The 18765-nt window shown below is 42.7% G+C and carries 18 protein-coding genes and 2 pseudogenes; 4 read left to right on the top strand and 16 right to left on the bottom strand.

The genetic code is table 11. The features are described 5' to 3' along the window. Positions 1-3: 3 nt before the first annotated feature. The 3 genes and pseudogenes from QMQ21_RS04680 to QMQ21_RS04670 all read right to left on the bottom strand — a co-directional run bounded on the left by QMQ21_RS04680 (position 4) and on the right by QMQ21_RS04670 (position 4180). Positions 4-415 (bottom strand): annotated as a pseudogene (locus tag QMQ21_RS04680) (peptide deformylase). A gap of 259 nt (positions 416-674) precedes the next feature. Beyond that, positions 675-1472, bottom strand: coding sequence for a glutathione-dependent disulfide-bond oxidoreductase (gene yghU, locus QMQ21_RS04675; RefSeq protein ID WP_001277397.1), 798 nt, complete (start codon positions 1470-1472; stop codon positions 675-677). A gap of 12 nt (positions 1473-1484) precedes the next feature. Then, positions 1485-4180: pseudogene (locus QMQ21_RS04670) on the bottom strand (cation-translocating P-type ATPase). 307 nt (positions 4181-4487) lie between these two features. Between QMQ21_RS04670 and mntE the strand changes: the two are divergent. Then, positions 4488-5672, top strand: a complete 1185-nt coding sequence (gene mntE / locus QMQ21_RS04665; protein WP_023933184.1) for a CDF family manganese efflux transporter MntE — start codon at positions 4488-4490, stop codon at positions 5670-5672. 36 nt (positions 5673-5708) lie between these two features. Here mntE and QMQ21_RS04660 read toward each other — a convergent pair whose 3' ends face one another. From QMQ21_RS04660 to cdaA, 8 genes are all read right to left on the bottom strand, one after another. Beyond that, entirely contained in the window at positions 5709-7580 is a 1872-nt protein-coding gene (locus QMQ21_RS04660) for an ABC-F family ATP-binding cassette domain-containing protein (RefSeq protein ID WP_261813979.1), read from the bottom strand. Continuing rightward, the gene (locus tag QMQ21_RS04655; protein WP_023937398.1) at positions 7577-8776 is read right to left on the bottom strand and encodes a CCA tRNA nucleotidyltransferase; all 1200 of its coding nucleotides are present in this window, start codon (positions 8774-8776) and stop codon (positions 7577-7579) included. Before QMQ21_RS04655 ends, QMQ21_RS04660 begins: the two co-directional genes overlap by 4 nt. Further along, positions 8773-9540 (bottom strand): 4-hydroxy-tetrahydrodipicolinate reductase, encoded by a 768-nt coding sequence (gene dapB / locus QMQ21_RS04650; RefSeq protein ID WP_000027869.1) that lies wholly within the window; start codon positions 9538-9540, stop codon positions 8773-8775. Before dapB ends, QMQ21_RS04655 begins: the two co-directional genes overlap by 4 nt. 163 nt (positions 9541-9703) lie before the next feature. Then, on the bottom strand, positions 9704-10552 hold the full coding sequence (locus tag QMQ21_RS04645; RefSeq protein ID WP_023933188.1) for a DegV family protein: 849 nt from the start codon (positions 10550-10552) through the stop codon (positions 9704-9706). 1 nt (position 10553) lies between these two features. After that, positions 10554-10928: a DUF1149 family protein gene (locus QMQ21_RS04640; RefSeq protein ID WP_001050094.1), complete on the bottom strand. Its 375-nt coding sequence runs from the start codon at positions 10926-10928 to the stop codon at positions 10554-10556. A 73-nt stretch (positions 10929-11001) separates the two neighbouring features. Beyond that, positions 11002-12354, bottom strand: coding sequence for a phosphoglucosamine mutase (glmM, locus tag QMQ21_RS04635; protein WP_023937395.1), 1353 nt, complete (start codon positions 12352-12354; stop codon positions 11002-11004). Between the two features lie 24 nt (positions 12355-12378). Then, entirely contained in the window at positions 12379-13158 is a 780-nt protein-coding gene (locus tag QMQ21_RS04630; RefSeq protein WP_261813978.1) for a CdaR family protein, read from the bottom strand. Continuing rightward, positions 13145-14002, bottom strand: a complete 858-nt coding sequence (cdaA, locus tag QMQ21_RS04625; RefSeq protein ID WP_261813977.1) for a diadenylate cyclase CdaA — start codon at positions 14000-14002, stop codon at positions 13145-13147. Before cdaA ends, QMQ21_RS04630 begins: the two co-directional genes overlap by 14 nt. Positions 14003-14137: 135 nt before the next feature. On the opposite strand from cdaA, the gene QMQ21_RS04620 reads away from it, so the two are divergent. The 3 genes from QMQ21_RS04620 to QMQ21_RS04610 all read left to right on the top strand — a co-directional run bounded on the left by QMQ21_RS04620 (position 14138) and on the right by QMQ21_RS04610 (position 15848). Further along, a complete protein-coding gene (locus tag QMQ21_RS04620) occupies positions 14138-15106 on the top strand; it encodes an NAD(P)/FAD-dependent oxidoreductase (protein ID WP_000081020.1) in 969 nt (322 codons plus the stop codon). 271 nt (positions 15107-15377) lie between these two features. Further along, positions 15378-15527: a hypothetical protein gene (locus tag QMQ21_RS04615; protein WP_001030863.1), complete on the top strand. Its 150-nt coding sequence runs from the start codon at positions 15378-15380 to the stop codon at positions 15525-15527. A gap of 141 nt (positions 15528-15668) precedes the next feature. After that, the gene (locus QMQ21_RS04610; protein WP_001233346.1) at positions 15669-15848 is read left to right on the top strand and encodes a hypothetical protein; all 180 of its coding nucleotides are present in this window, start codon (positions 15669-15671) and stop codon (positions 15846-15848) included. Between the two features lie 173 nt (positions 15849-16021). On the opposite strand, the gene QMQ21_RS04605 is transcribed toward QMQ21_RS04610, so the two are convergent. The 5 genes from QMQ21_RS04605 to QMQ21_RS04585 are packed head-to-tail and all read right to left on the bottom strand — an operon-like array spanning position 16022 to position 18762. Continuing rightward, entirely contained in the window at positions 16022-16978 is a 957-nt protein-coding gene (locus tag QMQ21_RS04605) for an N-acetylmuramoyl-L-alanine amidase family protein (protein WP_172924298.1), read from the bottom strand. Further along, on the bottom strand, positions 16978-17313 hold the full coding sequence (locus tag QMQ21_RS04600) for a phage holin (protein ID WP_138700001.1): 336 nt from the start codon (positions 17311-17313) through the stop codon (positions 16978-16980). The genes QMQ21_RS04605 and QMQ21_RS04600 overlap by 1 nt, the downstream gene beginning before the upstream one ends. 14 nt (positions 17314-17327) lie before the next feature. Continuing rightward, complete coding sequence (locus QMQ21_RS04595; protein WP_023937803.1) at positions 17328-17645, bottom strand: hypothetical protein; 318 nt, start codon at positions 17643-17645, stop codon at positions 17328-17330. A gap of 8 nt (positions 17646-17653) precedes the next feature. Next, positions 17654-18436: a phage upper tail fiber protein gene (locus QMQ21_RS04590; RefSeq protein WP_000067166.1), complete on the bottom strand. Its 783-nt coding sequence runs from the start codon at positions 18434-18436 to the stop codon at positions 17654-17656. A gap of 5 nt (positions 18437-18441) precedes the next feature. Next, positions 18442-18762 (bottom strand): hypothetical protein, encoded by a 321-nt coding sequence (locus QMQ21_RS04585; RefSeq protein WP_000381731.1) that lies wholly within the window; start codon positions 18760-18762, stop codon positions 18442-18444. Positions 18763-18765 lie beyond the last annotated feature (3 nt).

Here is an 18765-nt window from a genome sequence, read left to right as displayed (position 1 = left end):
CTCCTAAATGATTCGTCCTTCCAAGTGATCCAGCTCATGCTGGCAAATCTGAGCTGGGAAGCCTGTCAAGGTAATGGTCTGTTCCTGCCACTTGCTGTCACGATAGGCAAGCCTTATGGTTTCATAACGCTTAGTTGATCTCACACCTACCAAGGACAAACAGCCTTCTTCTGCCTCATAGGATCCTTCAAAGGACAGAAGCACTGGGTTAAACATGACCACGGGAACCAAGCCAAGATTAAAGATAATCACGCGCTTTTGCACCCCAATCATATTGGCAGCTAGACCAATGCAGGTCTCACGATTTGCTAAGAGTGTATCCTGCAAATCTCTGGCAAGATAAAGGTCTTCCTGACTTGTTAAGCTGAGATACCTGAGATAAAAACAAAATATCTTTTACAATTTTCTTTTCCACTTCCTCACACTCCTCTTGTTTTTTACTATATTATAACAATTATAGCACAAAAGCCGATAACTGCAAGCCCTTTCCCTCAACTGTAGCAAAAAGCCATCCGAAGATGACTTTTTTGCTACTTATACTCAATGAAAATCAAAAAGCAAACTAGGAAGCTAGCACAGGTTGCTCAAAACACTGTTTTGAGGTTGCAGATAGAACTGACGAAGTCAGTAACATATATACGGCAAGGCGACGCTGACGTGGTTTGAAGAGATTTTCAAAGAGTATTAATTTCTTTATAAATTACTTCCATCCCACGCTTAACAGCTGGACGATTGGCAATTTTTTCTGCCCATTTTACTAAATTCTGGTAACTTGAGGCATCCAAGAATTTTGCAGAACCTTGGTAAAGTTTTCCTTGAACTAACTGTCCATACCAAGACCAGATGGCAATATCTGCAATCGTATAGTCATTGCCTGCAATATAAGGTTTCTGAGTCAATTCCTTATCCAATAAATCCAACTGGCGTTTCACTTCCATCGTAAAACGGTTAATAGGATATTCCAATTTTTCAGGGGCATAATTAAAGAAATGTCCAAATCCCCCACCTAGAAAAGGTGCAGCCCCAGCTTGCCAGAATAGCCAATTCAAAACTTCTACCTTTTCCACAGGATTACTTGGTAGAAAGGCTCCAAATTTCTCAGCAAGATAAAGGAGAATATGAGCAGATTCAAAGACTCTTACTTCTTCAGTTCCTGACTGGTCCAACAAGGCTGGAATCTTGGAATTTGGATTGAGCTTTACGAAGTCTGAACCAAATTGATCCCCATCCATGATAGCAATCTTATACAAGTCGTAAGCCGTTTCCTTAAAACCAGCCTCTAGTAATTCTTCCAATAAGATAGTGACCTTCACACCATTTGGTGTTCCCAGTGAATAAAGCTGAAAAGCTTGTTCTCCTTTTGGCAAGTTTTGTTCGAAACGGGCACCTGCTGTTGGTTTATTTAAGCCCGTAAAGGCTCCTTGATTACTAGCTTCATCCTGCCATACGGTCGGTAATTGATATGCTGACATCCGAAACCTCCCTTAAATCGCATTCTTGTCAAAACCGAGTTTGCGTTGAATAAACTTAACGATTTCGACGATGATAATCATTGAGAAGCTTCCAGCCATAACAATTCCCCATTGTGACAAGTCTAGTTTGGTTACGTGGAAGATTCCTTCAAGCGGTTCTACAACGATTGTTGCCATGAGAAGGATAAAGGATACCAAGATGGACCAGTTAAAGGTCTTAGACTTGAATGGGCCAACTGTCAAGATGGATTGGTAGACAGACTTGACATTGTAGGCATGGAAGAGCTGAATCAAACCAAGGGTTGCAAAGGCCATCGTTAGGGCATCTGCATGAATAGCATGATTGTCACCCACATGAACTGGGTAAGCAATCGCAAGGCCATAAACACTCATAACAAGAGCTGCTTGGAGTACACCTTGATAAATGATAGAACTCAAAACACCACCTGAGAAGAAGCTTGCCTTGCGTCCACGTGGTTTATGATTCATGACACCAGGCTCCGCAGGTTCAACACCAAGAGCGATAGCTGGGAAGGTATCCGTTACCAAGTTGATCCACAAAAGATGAACTAAGCTGTAAGACATCCCAACCAAACAAGGTTGATAGGAAGATGGTTAATACTTCAGCAGTATTGGCAGAAAGTAGGTACTGAATAGTCTTTTGAATGTTTGAGAAGACCTTACGTCCTTCTTCCACTGCGACGATAATAGTCGCAAAGTTATCATCTGCAAGAATCATATCAGAAGCCCCCTTAGAAACCTCTGTACCAGTGATTCCCATACCGATACCGATGTCTGCTGTTTTCAGAGCTGGGGCATCATTGACACCGTCACCTGTCATGGCAACGACCTTACCTTGTTTTTGCCAAGCCTTGACGATACGAACCTTGTGCTCTGGAGACACACGGGCATAAACAGAGTATTGACCAACAACTTTTTCAAAGTCTTCATCAGATAATTCGTTGAGCTCAGCACCAGTTAAAACGTGGTCTTCTGTATCGTTTGCATCAATGATTCCCAAACGTTTGGCAATAGCTTCTGCGGTGTCTTGGTGGTCACCTGTAATCATGATTGGACGAATTCCAGCTTCCTTAGCCACACGAACAGCCTCAGCGGCTTCAGGACGTTCAGGATCAATCATCCCAATCAAACCAGTGAAGATTAAATTATTTTCCAGCTCTTCAGAAGTGGTTTTCTGGAATGCTATCGATAATCTTATACGCACCTGCAAGGACACGCAAGGCTTGGTGGGCCATTTCAGAATTGTTTGTATGAATGAGGTTTGTGACCTTCTCATCAATCGGAGCAATATCCCCAGCCTTATCACGAAGAACACAACGTTTCAAGAGTTGGTCTGGCGCACCTTTAACAGCTACGAGGAAGCGTCCATCTGCAAGTGGATGAACTGTTGACATGAGCTTACGGTCAGAGTCAAATGGCAACTCCGCCATACGAGGATATTTGTCTAAAAATTCTTTGACATCGTAGCCCTTGTCCAAGGCATACTGGATAAAGGCTGTTTCGGTTGGATCACCAATCAGGTTGCCTTCCACATCGATTTTCGTATCATTGGCCAAGACAACTGAACGAAGGAGGGGCATTTCAAGACCCAGTTCAATGTCATCAGCTGAGTCATGTAGGACTGCATCGTAGAAGATTTTTTCAACTGTCATCTTGTTCATGGTCAGCGTACCAGTCTTATCAGAAGCGATGATTTCAGTTGAACCAAGTGTTTCAACTGCTGGCAACTTACGAACGATGGAATGTCGTTTGGCTAAAACTTGAGTACCAAGGGAAAGAACGATGGTCACGATAGCAGGAAGTCCTTCTGGAATGGCTGCAACGGCAAGGGCAACAGAAGTCAACAACTCACCAAGTGGATCCTTCCCTTGAATGAAGACACCCACTACAAAAGTAACAAGGGCAATGACCAAGATTGCATAGGTCAAGACCTTAGAAAGGTTGTTCAAGTTTTGTTTGAGGGGTGTATCCGTCTCATCAGCGTCTTGAAGCATGCCCGCGATATGACCAACTTCCGTGTACATACCTGTATTGACAACAACTCCCATCCCACGACCGTAGGTTACGTTTGAGTTTTGGAAGGCCATATTGACACGGTCACCAATACCAGCATCTGTCGCAAGCTCGACTGTCAAGTCTTTTTCAACCGGTACAGACTCACCTGTCAGAGCAGCCTCTTCGATCTTAAGAGAGTTGGCTTCTAGCAAACGTAGGTCTGCTGGTACTACGTCACCAGCTTCAAGGGCAACGATATCTCCAGGTACCAATTCTTTAGAGTCAATCTCAGTCATGTGCCCATCACGCAGAACGCGGGCAGCTGGACTAGACATGGATTTGAGGGCTTCGATAGCTTCTTCTGCTTTTCCTTCTTGGTAAACACCAAAGGCAGCGTTAATGATAACCACGGCTAAAATGATAATGGCATCTGCGATATCTTCCCCACCAGAAGTCACGACTGACAAGATTGCTGCTGCAACTAGGATGATAATCATCAAATCCTTAAATTGCTCGATGAATTTGACCAGGATTGATCGTTTCTCGCCTTCTTCGAGTTCATTGTGGCCAAATTCGGCAAGGCGCTTTTCCGCCTCACTTGATGACAAACCTTGCTCGGTCGCATCCACAGCCTTCAAGACCTCTTCAGGACTCTGAGTGTAAAACGCTTGGCGTTCTTGTTCTTTTGACATGTGTCTCCTCCTTGACATTGTGTGCAAAACAGACTCTCTTTTCCCTCATCGCATCTTTTCACGACAAACAAAAAGAGACCTGTTAATCATAACAAGTCTCGCTATTTAAGATAGGGCCGGAAAACATACTTTTCAGTATAAAATTCGGAATGACGACACTATCACAGGTTTCTGCCAGCTACTCCCTTGAGTAGTACTATTATACCAAATTTTGGGTAGTTTTAAAAGAGTAAAAACTACCTTATTTGAATTTTCCCTTGAAAACCAGTATAATGGTAGAATGCTATATGACTAGAAAGGAAGTTGAATGAAGCAATCTATCTCAAATCTCAAGTTAGCTGAACGTGGTGCCATTATCAGTATTTCAACCTACCTGCTCTTGTCTGCAGCGAAATTGGCTACTGGCCATCTTCTTCATTCATCCAGTTTGGTGGCCGATGGTTTCAACAACGTGTCGGACATCATTGGAAATGTGGCCCTCTTGATTGGAATCAGGATGGCACGCCAGCCTGCTGACCAAGACCACCGTTTTGGCCACTGGAAGATTGAGGATTTGGCTAGCTTAATCACTTCCATCATCATGTTCTATGTTGGCTTTGATGTTCTAAGGGATACCATTCAAAAGATTCTCAGTCGTGAAGAAACGGTCATTGATCCTCTGGGTGCAACTCTAGGAATTATGTCTGCAGCGATCATGTTTGTGGTCTATCTCTACAATACTCGCCTCAGTAAGAAATCCAACTCCAAGGCACTGAAGGCCGCAGCAAAGGACAATCTTTCTGATGCTGTCACCTCACTTGGAACCACCATTGCCATCCTAGCTAGTAGTTTCAATTATCCCATTGTGGATAAACTGGTTGCTATCATCATCACTTTCTTTATCTTAAAGACTGCCTATGATATCTTCATCGAGTCTTCCTTTAGCCTTTCGGATGGCTTTGACGACCGTCTGCTTGAGGATTATCAAAAGGCCATCATGGAAATTCCCAAAATCAGCAAGGTTAAGTCCCAAAGAGGTCGTACCTACGGTAGCAACATCTACCTGGATATTACGCTAGAGATGAACCCTGACCTGTCTGTTTTTGAGAGTCATGAAATCGCGGATCAGGTCGAGTCTATGCTGGAGGAACGTTTTGGGGTTTTTGATACCGATGTCCATATTGAGCCAGCGCCTATCCCTGAGGATGAAATTTTAGACAATGTCTATAAAAAATTGCTCATGCGTGAACAATTGATTGACCAAGGAAATCAACTGGAAGAACTCTTAGCTGACGATTTTGTCTATATTCGCCAAGACGGAAAGCAGATGGATAAAGAGGCCTATAAAGCAGAAAAAGACTTGAATTCAGCTATCAAGGACATCCAAATCACTTCCATCAGTCAAAAGACCAAACTCATCTGCTATGAATTAGATGGTATCGTCCATACCAGTATCTGGCGTCGCCACGAAACTTGGCAAAATGTCTTCCACCAGGAAACAAAAAAAGAATAGAGAAATCCTGTCATGAGACGGGCTTTTTCTATTCTTCTAACTATCAAAGTCACTGAGATACTCATAGCGTTCGTATTTTTCAAGGAGTGCTTCATTTTTCTCATCCAATTCTTTTTGGAGAGTAGCCAGCTTACCAAAGTCAGAGCCGTTAGCCTGCATTTCCTCTTCAATAGCAGCGATACGGTTTTCCAAGGTTTCAATATCACCTTCAATACTTGCCCACTCCTGCTTTTCTTGATAGGTCATGCGCTTCTTGTCTTCTCTGACCTTGACGACCTTCTCCTTTTCAGACTTTTGAACTTGATTGGCCATATCTGTTTCAAAGGCTTTTTCATCAAGATAATCGGTATAATGACCAAAGAAAGGACGAATCTTGCCATCCTCAAAAGCGAGAATCTTAGTCGCTACCTTATCCAAGAAATAGCGGTCGTGACTAACAGTCAAAACTGGACCAGCAAAGCCTTGCAAGAAATTCTCCAAAACTGTCAAGGTTGCAATATCCAAATCATTAGTCGGTTCGTCCAAGAGAAGAACATTTGGTTTCTCCAAAAGCAGTTTGAGGAGATAAAGACGTTTTTTCTCTCCCCCAGACAATTTCTCAATTAAGGTTCCATGCGTCGAACGTGGGAAAAGGAACTGCTCCAGCAACTCTGCAATCGAAGTCGTAGAACCACCGCTGGTCTTGACCTCTTCTGCCACTTCCTGCAAGTAATTGATAACTCGCTTGCTTTCATCCAAGCCCTCAATTTGCTGAGAGAAATAGGCAATGCGAACAGTTTCCCCAATCACAACTTGTCCTGTTGTCGGCTCAAGACTGCCTGCAATCAGGTTGAGCAGGGTCGATTTTCCAACACCGTTGTCACCAACAATACCAATACAATCTTTAGATTGCACCAAGAGATTAAAATCTTGCAAAATGGGCTTGTTTTCATAGGCAAAAGAAACATCCTGAAACTCGATGACTTTCTTCCCAATCCGACTGGTTTCAAAGTTCATGGTCAAGTCTGTCTCAGCAGTATTGCCTGAAACCTCTTTCTTTAAGTCATGGAAACGATTGATACGAGCTTGTTGCTTGGTTGCACGCGCCTGCGGTTGTCTGCGCATCCAGGCCAATTCTTGCTTATAAAGTTGTTCCTTTTTGTGGAGAAGAGCCGCATCGCGCTCGTCCTGTTCCGCCTTAAGGCGAACATAATCCTGATAATTTCCCTGGTACTCGGTCAAGCCTGCGCGATCCAATTCGAAAATCCGAGTTGACAAAGCATCTAGGAAATAGCGGTCGTGGGTAATAAAAAGGACGGTCTTCTTGGAATTTTTCAAAAAGAGGGTCAGCCACTCAATAGTCGCAATATCCAGATGGTTGGTCGGCTCATCCAGAAGCAAGAGGTCGTGGTTGCCAAGAAGAACTTGCGCCAACTGGACCCGTCTTCTTAGACCACCTGACAATTCCCCAACTGGAGTGGATAAGTCCTGAATGCCCAATTTGCTAAGAACGGTCTTGACCTGACTCTCAATTTCCCAAGCTTGAAGAGAGTCCATCTCCGTCATGACACGCTCCAAACGAGCCTGCTTGTCCTCACTGTAGTTGAGCATAATCAACTCATACTCACGAATGAGCTGGATTTCCTTGAGGTCGCTGGAAAGAACCGTATCCAAGACCGTCTTGCTATCATCAAAATCAGGATCTTGAGTCAAGTAGCCAATCTGGTAATCATTCTTAGCTGAAAAGGGACTGACATCCCCATCAAAGCCAGAAACACCAGAAAGGACATCTAAAAGGGTGGTCTTGCCAGTCCCATTGACACCAATCAAACCAATTCTGTCTAGGTCATGGATAATAAAGGAAATATCCTTAAAAACGGTCTTGTCACCGACGGATTTACTTAGTTTTTCAACGATAAAATTACTCATTTTTTCTCCCTTAGATAAGCATGGATGGCTTGACGGTTATTTTCCAATTCTCCATCGACAATGGCATATTCAATCTCTGTTAAAATCTCTCCCAAATCTGGACCTGGTTGATAGCCATATTCCTTAATCAAAACGCCACCATTAATCTGAATTTCTTTCTTGTCATGAATGGTCAAACTCTGATAGGTTTCTGTTATGACTTGTGGGTTGACTGGTTTTCCCTGGGTCTGACGAAGATTTTCAGCCTGTAAAAGCAACTCCAAGTCAAAGCGATAACAATCGCGCTTGCTCAATTCTCCCTTTTCACGCAAGGCCAAAATAGTCAGCAAATCCTGAACTTGCTTGGCAAACTGACGTGAGGTCTTCCAAGCTTTCAAAAATGGCTGCGCATTTTCAATCTCCAAAGCCCACAGTAGAGCCGCCCAAGCTTGCTCTGAAGATTCAAAGGTGAAATCAGTCTCTAAATCAAACAGTCTGTTAAGTTTGTCTTGGCTAGATGCCAGATCAGGGAGATAGTCATAAGCTTGACTCTCAATCATGGAAGCCAAGCCCCTTCTCCAAAATGGAGCCAGCAAGAGTTTATCAAACTCAACGAAGGTACGCTCCACAGAAATTTTCTCCAAAAGTGGCGTCAATGTCTTCATAGCTTTAAAGGTTTCTGGCTCAAATTCAAAGCCAAGACTAGCCTGAAAACGGAAACCACGCATAATTCGTAGAGCATCTTCGTTGAAACGCTCACTAGCCACTCCAACCGCTCGTAAGACTTGCTTTTCCAAATCTTCTAAACCATGAAACAAGTCAATGATTTCCCCTGTCTCATCCAAGGCAAAGGCATTGACTGTAAAATCACGGCGCTTAAGGTCTTCTTCTAGCGAGCGAACAAAAGAAACCGCACTGGGTCTGCGATAGTCCACATAGACATCCTCTGTCCGAAAGGTGGTTACCTCATACTCCTCATCCCCATCTAAGACCAAGACGGTTCCATGCTCGATTCCGATATCGGCTGTTCGCGGAAAAATCTGCTTGGTCTCTTCTGGATAAGAAGACGTCGCAATATCCACATCATGGATAGGGCGATTGAGAAGGGCATCTCGAACAGAACCTCCAACAAAATAGGCCTCAAAACCTGCTTCTTTAATTTTTTCTAATACTGGTAAAGCCTTCTGAAATTCAGAAGGCATTTGCGTTAATCTCATAATAAGTGTTCTAATCCATAGACAAGCTCATGACGCTTGACAACTTCTTTAATTCCCAAATTCACCCCTGTCATGAAGGAGCTGCGATCATAGGAGTCATGACGGAGCGTCAATCCTTCTCCCTGATTGCCAAAGATGACTTCCTGATGGGCTACCAAGCCTGGTAAACGAACTGAGTGAATCCGCATGCCATCAAAGTCAGCACCACGGGCACCTGCAATCAATTCTTCCTCATCAGGCGCACCTTGCTGAATAGACTCTCGAACTTCTGCCATTAACTCAGCCGTTTTAATAGCTGTTCCACTCGGAGCATCCTTTTTCTTGTCATGATGGAGCTCGATAATCTCCACATTGGGGAAATATTTAGCAGCCTGCCTTGCAAATTGCATAAGCAAGACAGCACCCAAGGCAAAATTGGGAGCGATCAAGCCACCCAAATCTTGGGCACGAGAAAATACTTTTAGCTCTGTAATTTCTTCACTCGTGAAGCCAGTCGTTCCAACTACTGGAGCAAAGCCATTTTCAAGAGCAAAGCGTGTATTTTCATAGGCAACAGCTGGAGTTGTAAAATCTACCCAAACATCCGCTTCAAAGCCTGCTAAATCAGCCTTATCCTTGAAAACAGGAATTCCCTGCCATTCTGACTCAGACTCAAAAGGATCCAAAACTGCTACCAAGTCCAAGTCTGGATCAGCCAAGACCATCTGACAAGCAGCTTGACCCATCTTTCCCTTAAAACCAGCAATAATTACTCGAATACTCATCTCTACTCCTGTCTAAGATACAAAGGACGTTAGCTACCCATGAAAAATAGGGAATGGCGCTGACTTCCCACGAAAGGCAAGACAGGCATCTTTTTTCAAGAGGCAGGTAGTCCGTGTTCAATTGCTAAGATACAAGGCATCTTAACTAGCCTAAAAGTGCCAACTAAATCACTGGAATATAACCCAGAGCAATACTTCCTGCTCCTAGGTGGGTTCCAATGACACTACCGAATGTAGCAAGCGAAACATCTGAACTTAATCCAGATTCAATCAAGTGCTGACGCAATTCTTCAGCCTTTTCAGGAGCATTCCCATGAATGACAATGACCCGATATTGGCCTGAAGCCGTTGTTTCCTTGATGATTTCAATCAAGCGCTTGGTTGCTTTCTTTTCCGTACGAACTTTTTCGTAAACTTCAATCACACCTTGATCGTTAAAATAAAGGATTGGCTTAATGCTAAGCAAATTGCCCAAAATGGCAGCCCCATTTGAAAGGCGCCCACCTTTTACCAAATGATCCAGGTCATCTACCATGATAAAAGCTGACGTACGGCTGATTTGAATAGCTAGCTTATCCTGAATGATAGCAAAATCATCGCCCTGATCTCGCCAGTTAAAGACGCTTTCAACCATGATGCCTAGGGGAGCGCTTGTAATCAAAGTGTCTGGGAAAGCAATGGTTAAACCTTCATAGTCATCCACCATATACTGAATATTTTGGTAAAAACCTGAAATTCCAGAAGATAGGAACAGCCCCAAGGCATGTGTATAACCTTGTTCTTTGAGCGAAGTTAAGATCTCATCTAACTTGGCAATACTTGGTTGACTGGTCTTAGGCAATTCAGAAGCCTGAGCCATTTTTGGGTAAAATTCCTCAGCAGTCAGATTGATGCCTTCGACATACTCCTCACCATCAATATTGACAGGAATATCCAAGACATACAAATCTTCTCTTTGCAAGGTCTCTGCACTGAGATAGGCAGAAGAATCTGTGATAACAGCTAGTTTCATATTAGAACTCCAAATTGATTCCTGGTAAGTCTAATGCAATTTCAGTTACTTCGTAAGTCAAACGGTTGAGCATATTCAAACATGGACGAGCCAAAGTTTCCACTTCTTCTTGGCTCAATTCACTTGGTTCATTGACAATACGGCCATCGATATGATTTACCTGTGAAATGGTTCCACTGATGACAAACTTATCAAATACAATCATAAATGTCAAGATGACAATCAAGGAAGTCACTTGATTTTCTTGATTATGTTGGAGCAATTGGAAGTTCACATCCACCTTAGTTTCAGGAGCTCCATTTTCATTTTCCCATTCAAAATTACGCGCATCAAAATGATACTGACTAACAAATTCTTGTTCACGTTTAAGATTCATATCTTTCTCCCTCGGCTACAATATTATAAGCTATTGTACCATAATTTTTTATTTTCATCTAGTTTTCTAAGTTTTAGTCCATCTCAATTTCAGCTCGAACTACGTCTGCGATGGTATCAACATAGTAGTCAACTTCTTCTGTGGTAGGCGCTTCTGCCATAACACGCAAGAGGGGCTCTGTTCCACTTGGGCGTACTAAGATACGACCATTCCCTGCCATTTCTTCTTCCATCTTCTCGATGATAGCCTTGATAGCTGGCACTTCCATAGCCTTTTCCTTCACGGCATTTTCCACTCGGATATTGACTAATTTTTGTGGATAGATGGTTACTTCTGCTGCCAACTCTGACAAGCTCTTACCAGTTTCCTTCATGATTTTTGTCAATTGGACAGCGGATAATTGACCATCACCTGTTGTATTGTAGTCCATCAAGATAACGTGCCCAGATTGTTCACCACCGAGGTTGTAGCCTGATTTTCGCATTTCTTCAACAACGTAGCGGTCGCCAACTGCAGTGACTACCTTGTTAATACCTTCGCGATCCAAGGCCTTGTGGAAACCAAGGTTAGACATAACAGTTGTCACAATTGTATTTTGAGCCAATTGTCCTTTTTCAGAAAGGTATTTCCCAATGATGTACATAATCTTGTCACCATCGACGATGTCGCCATTTTCATCAACAGCAATCAAACGGTCACTGTCTCCATCAAAGGCCAAACCAATAGCTGAGCCGCTTTCTTTGACCACTTCTTGAAGGGTTTCTGGGTGGGTTGAACCAACATTAAGGTTGATGTTAAGACCATCTGGTGTTTCCCCTATAACAGTCAACTGAGCACCAAGGTCTGCAAAGATTTGACGGGCACTTGTAGAAGCTGCACCATTAGCTGTATCCAAGGCAACCTTCATTCCTTCAAGAGGAGTTCCAGTTGAAACAAGGTAGCCTTCATACTTACGCAAGCCTTCTGGATAATCTACCAAGGTTCCCAAGCCTTCTGCACTTGGACGAGGAAGAGTGTCTTCCGCAGCATCTAGCAAGGCTTCAATTTCTGCTTCTTTTTCGTCATCTAGTTTGAAGCCATCACCGCCAAAGAACTTGATTCCATTATCAAGGGCTGGGTTGTGGCTAGCAGAAATCATGACACCGGCGCTTGCTCCCTCAGTTTTTACCAAGTAAGCTACTGCTGGTGTCGCCAGAACACCTAGTTTGTATACGTGAATTCCTACAGATAGAAGACCAGCTACCAAGGCAGATTCTAGCATTTCCCCTGAAATACGTGTGTCACGTCCTATAAAGACTTTCGGTGCTTCCGTTTCATGTTGACTAAGAACATAGCCTCCAAAACGTCCTAGCTTAAAAGCTAATTCTGGAGTAAGTTCCACATTAGCTTCTCCACGGACTCCATCAGTCCCAAAATATTTACCCATTTTTATAAAATCCTTTTTCTATTTTTAATTCGTTTTTGAACTAGTTGCTTTCGTTGACGAAGATGTCTCCGATGAACTGCTTGTAGTTGAATTTGATGTGCTTGAACTTGGTGCTGCTGGTTTTGTAGTTACCTTCATTGTTGTATCAAAGGGAGCGATAACTGTCGGTAAGACAACACCATTGCGGTCGATTGCCTGCAAAGGTACTGAACCACTGTAATTACCTGTTATGTGTTCGCTAGTTGGCAAGACAGCGATAATCTTATCAATTCTATCCAATGTCTCTTGATCACTCGTAATCGACACTTCTTCATCTGACACCGTGACATTTTCAATCTGTACCCGACTATCAATTTGACTAGGGTCAATCTCTGGTACAACCTTTACCTTATCCTTCTGAGCCTTCTTCCCAATCTTGACTGTAATTTTTTGCGGAGTCGCCACAGCGGTCAGCCCATTGGGTAAATCTTCAATGCTCAAAGGAACTTCAATCGTTCCAACACTGGCATCTGTTAGGTCAGCAGTAACCTTGAATTTACGTGTGCTTTCTTGCATTTCACTAGCTAGCGATAGGCGATTTGCACCAGTCAAGACCACTGAGACTTCTGAAGCAAAACCGCTAATAAAATACTCATCACTATTATAGCGTATGTCAATAGGAACATTTGTTACTGTATTCGTATAGGTTTCCGTTTTTACCTGCCTAGCACTGGTACTGTTTTGAAAATTCGTCGCCGTAGCATAGACAAATAAGACACAAGCAAAAGAGAGTGAGGATATGATATATAAACTATTTTTTTTCATGTTTCCATCCTCCTAGCAATCGTTCTTTAAAACTAAGACCCGCTTCCTCTTTTGGAAGTAAGATTTCACGTAATTCTGTTTCAAATTCATCAAGTGTTAGGTTGTGCTTAAAGCTTCCATTATAGGTTATCGAAATTCCTCCCGTTTCCTCTGATACGACAAAAGTCAAGGCATCTGAGACTTCTGATAAACCGATAGCCGCCCGGTGTCTGGTCCCAAATTCCTTGGAAATCCCTATGTTTTTTGTCAAGGGCAGATAGGCAGACGTCACAGCAATACGTTCTTCTTTGATAATCACCGCACCATCATGTAGGGGAGTGTTGGGAATAAAAATGTTAATGAGAAGTTCTGCAGAAATCTTAGCATCCAAGGGAATTCCTGTCGAAATATACTCCTGCAAGGTACGTACACGCTGAATAGCAACCAAGGCCCCGATTTTACGAGGACTCATGTATTCAACAGACTTAACAAAGGCACGAATCATCTGTTCCTCAGCACTAATAGGGGCATTGGAAAAGAAATCTGTCGCTCTTCCCAAACGTTCCAAACCAGTCCGAATCTCTGGAGAGAAGATAACAACCGCCGCAATAACCCCATAAGTAATAATTTGATTGATTAACCAAGAAATCGTAGTCAAACCAATCATATTTGCAAGGATTTGAGCTAAAATAAACACCAAAACTCCACGTACCAAAATCATAATCTTGGTTCCTGCAATAGCTTTTGTAAAATGGTATAAAATATAAGCAACAATCAAAATATCAATCAGATTGATAGCTATCGTCCATGGACTTGCAAACAAACTGGTCCAATATTGCAGATTGGATAATTGTTGAAAATTCATCCCTGATATCCTCCCTATCAAAACACTTTCATCCTATTATACCATTTTCTGGCATTTTTTTCCCTATCCTAGTCCATTTTACATTGAACAAAAATATGATAAAATAAACTGACTAGAAAAAACAAAGGAGAAACTATGTCTCAACTCTATGATATTACCATTGTGGGTGGTGGTCCTGTCGGGCTTTTTGCAGCCTTTTATGCCCACCTACGCCAAGCCAAGGTTCAAATCATCGACTCTCTTCCCCAGCTAGGTGGACAACCTGCTATTCTCTACCCTGAAAAGGAAATCCTAGACGTACCAGGCTTCCCAAACCTGACTGGAGAAGAGTTGACTAACCGCTTGATTGAACAGCTAAACAGCTTTGATACCCCTATTCATCTCAATGAAACGGTTCTTGAGATTGACAAACAAGAAGAAGAATTTGCCATCACAACTTCTAAAGGAAGTCACCTGACTAAAACAGTTATCATCGCTATGGGTGGCGGTGCCTTCAAACCACGTCCGCTGGAACTTGAAGGGGTTGAGAGCTATGAAAATATCCACTACCACGTTTCTAACATTCAGCAATACGCTGGTAAGAAAGTGACCATTCTTGGTGGGGGAGATTCGGCTGTGGATTGGACTTTGGCTTTTGAAAAAATCGCACCAACTACCCTTGTTCACCGCAGAGATAATTTCCGTGCCTTGGAACACAGCGTTCAAGCCTTGCAAGAATCATCTGTGACCATCAAGACACCATTCGTCCCTAGCCAACTCCTTGGAGATGGAAACACGATTGATAAACTTGAAATCACAAAAGTCAAATCTGATGAAACCGAAACGATTGACTTAGATCACCTCTTTGTCAACTATGGTTTCAAATCTTCTGTCGGTAATCTTAAAAACTGGGGGTTGGAACTCAACCGACACAAGATTATCGTCAACAGCAAACAGGAATCCAGCCAAGCAGGTATCTATGCTATTGGTGACTGCTGCTACTATGACGGAAAAATTGACTTGATTGCGACAGGTCTCGGAGAAGCTCCAACTGCTGTCAATAATGCTATCAACTACATAGACCCTGAACAAAAAGTACAACCAAAACACTCTACTAGTTTATAAAAAAGAACCACGAGTCACATAGGATGCGTGGTTTTATAATTCATCGGCTTTTACAAATACCTTTACATCGTTTTACTATATCTTACAATACCTTTTAAAATAGCTATATTTTGAGCTTTTAAATAAATGTTTTTACATCATTTTACAGAGATTTACGACACTTTTGCCCCTTTTTTGCCCCCTGTTTTTTTAAAAAACTTCATCAAAACTCTTGACTTTCTCGGTATACCGTGATATAATATAATCAAGATAAGGAAAGGGGGTGATGAAATTGAACAAAGAAGATTGGCTTAGGTTACTTGAAAAGGCAATAGACAATATTCCTGAAACGGTAACTGCTATCGCAAGTCTAGTGACCGCAATAACGGTCGCAAGGCAAAACAAAAAGCGTAAACCGAAATCCCGTCAAAGAAAAAGGTAAACGCTAAGAGGTTGGGGCGAAAGCCCCTCACACCTCTATTTTATCAAATGAAAAGAGGAAATGCAATGGTCAGCGCAATAGCTATTTTTATAATTGCAATCAATGTATATATTTATCTAAAAAACAAAAAGGACAAATAAGATGAGAAAAGTTATTCAAGAATTGCTAGACAGTTCGATGTCTACATCTACTATTTCGCAAGGTGCTGGAGTTCCATGGACTACTGTTTCTGATCTCAGAAAAGGAAAAACAAGCATGGACAAAATGGCACTTCTCACAGCGGAAAAACTTTATGAATTTGCTACAACTGATAAGCAGTGATTTCAGTCACTGTTTTTATTTTTGACAAAATACCTCTCTATTCTTCATGTAAACGCTTTTTTGAACAATAGGATTGTGATTTTGCTTTCTAATCGTTCAAAATGTGTGTTTTTGTAAAATAAAAAAACCGCAAGCCTGAGCCTGCGGTTGGTGTAATCTATTTTGAAGCCTTTCTATTTAGTCGTAATCAAGCCGTCTGGCTCTACTGTGAACTCTGGCTTGTCTGCCATCGTTCCGTCTGGTTTGAGGTAGTACCAGCCTGTTCCGTCCGCTGACTGGATAAAGGCGTTTGATACCATAGCACCTTCTTTACCGTCAAGGTAATACCAAGTATCTTTGTACTTGACCCATCCTGTCTTCATAGCGCCCTCTACGTCGAAATAATACCACTTCTCAGCGATTTTCTTCCAGCCTGTCGCCATTTCGCCTGACTGGTCAAACCAGTACCAATTACCATCTGTGTGCTTCTTCCAGCGGTTCGCAAGCATATAGCCTGAGCCGTCGAAGTAATACCAGGTGCCGTTGACCTTCTCAAACTTGTCTTTTGGATAAGAGCCGTCTGAGTGTACATACCAATAGCCTATATCGTTCTTCTGCCAGCCTACTTCAATTGTCAAGCCATTTTCAATATCCTGCTTGAACTGTTCACGGCTAACGCCCCATTTGGCAAGATATGGATAAGGGTCAACGTGGTCTGAGTTGTTGTTAGGCTGGTTATTAGTACAGTATTCATGCGTTTTGATACCTGCCAAGTCGTCTGTATCAAGTGTTTTCGGCAAACCTGCTTCATCAGCTAGATTGCGTAAGAGTTCGATATAGAGACGGTAGTCTGTCATGAACTCTTCTTTAGTTGAATGGCTTTCAATCAATTCAACTGCCGCATAGCTTTCCGCATTCCAACCACCACCAACATCCCAAGAGCCCTTGTTTACGGGTCCTACTTGCATGACACGGCCGTTACCAACGACGTGAGAGAAGAAGCCAAGCTCAGGGTTCTTTCTGTAGTGGTAGTCTGCCTCATTCTGAGCTGTTGAGTTGCGGTTGCCTGTTGAGTGGGCATGGACTTGTCGGTAAGGCTGCACCCCAACCTGTGGCAAGCCTGTACGTAGTCTGCTTGTATCGATATCCATTACTCTTGTCCTTTCCAAGCGTCGTTCATCTGCTTCACTGCGGACTCCACAAAGGTATCCAAGTCCTTATCGGTCATGCTGATCTTATATTTGGTCAGCTCTGCACGGATTTTAGCACGAGCTTGTTCAAGCTTTTCATCACCTTTAAAACCTGTCTCTTGAGCTACCTGCTCCACGGCATGAACTGCGTTCTTGGCTAGGATTTCAGCGATAATCACCGCTTTCTCTCCGCCTTTTCGCAAAAGATAATCTTTTACTGTTTTTACCATGCTGCCTGCGACTACCGCTAAAAAGCCTGTCGCAAAGGCAATGATGAGTTCGTTAAATTGTGTCATGTGTTGTTCCCTTTCTATTCTCTATAAAACTTAACATTAACGCTACCTATATACTCCCTTAAGTTTGTACCAGTTAGATATATGACTCCTCGGTTATACATATCAGCCTGAATTCTTATTAATTTGCTATTATTGAGTTGTACATATCGTATAGCAGCAACCTTAATATCATTACCTTTAATATCAATATTGTACCCACCCCAGTACTGCCACATTCTTGTGTTTAACACTTCCAATAATAATGACGGTCCACTCGACCACACCAACCTATCGCCAATATAGCGCTTGACAATCTCTCTACTTCCTAACATGATTCTTACTCTATCTCTCATAGCTTCACCTACTTAAAAATATCGTAAATCGTGTGAGGGTCTTTGGTAGTAATAGCATCGTACTGCTCTTGCGTACCGGCCCAATAGTTGAGTGCCTGCGAACCGTTCTGATTGACAATGTTCTGACCTGGAACTCCACTTCGCCCTTGTTCACCATCGTTGACATTATCCAAATGGGTAAAAGCAGAGGCTCTCAATCCTCTGTAATTCACTTCAATGCGAACTTCAAACCAACCACCAGAACGCTGAGAAGCACTCCATGTGCCAAATTTTCCTGCTGAATCAGGGGTCTGATTTCTCAAAGAACGCCAGTTTGTATAGCCAAAACCACGGTAGTAATAATCAAGAGTATAGCCGCTCGTGACTGCTTCGCCATCGTAGAATACATCCGCAAACAAATTCAATCGGCTAGTAGAGCCATTCTTATAAGAACCCTCAATACGAACGCTGGCATTCAAACTATGCCCATTATCCCCTTTTAAGCTATCCCGTTGAGTCGGTGTCAGCGTATCGAATGATGGACGATTTTCTAAGGCGGAAATCCTAGCCTTGATGGGGATATCATTGTACAACTCCCATTTTTGGGCATAAGTAGACAAGTCTTGGTGGGAGGTCAAGTAGCCTTTCTCTTCCAGCTCCGCTTTTGTAACGAGGGTTTCTGGATGGACTTTCGGTCTACTCTCAAGGGTGTCCAGTCTTTTCTTAACCTCCCTATCCTTTAGCTCTGAGTCTTCTTTGATAGCCTTGACATCCTCACCGATTGCTCTTGCTAGATTTTCAAGGTTACTCATAGCACTCACGCTTTCGCTGCGTTATAGGTTGCGACCAAGTCAAGGTTGGCAATCTGGTCTACACGTCCGCTGACTTCAGTTACTTTGCCAAGAAGTGCGCTATTTTCATCTTGTCCCATACTTGTGATTTTTTCTGCGATTTCTTTCAGTGTGTCCAAATTCTCAGGGGTACCTTCACCCAAGATTTCAGCCTTAACCTCGGATTTAGCACGGGTAATTGCTTGGTTCATGTCAGACGTGCTGACTTTCGTTTTCAGCTCTTCGTTTACCTTTTTGTTATCTTCCCCCACTGCCTGTGCGAATGCTGTTAATTTTGTAGTATCCATTTT

The sequence above is a fragment of the Streptococcus bouchesdurhonensis genome, from assembly GCF_948472335.1.
The sequence above is the reverse complement of the archived record's forward strand: the minus strand, read 5'-3'. Positions and strand labels throughout refer to the sequence as shown.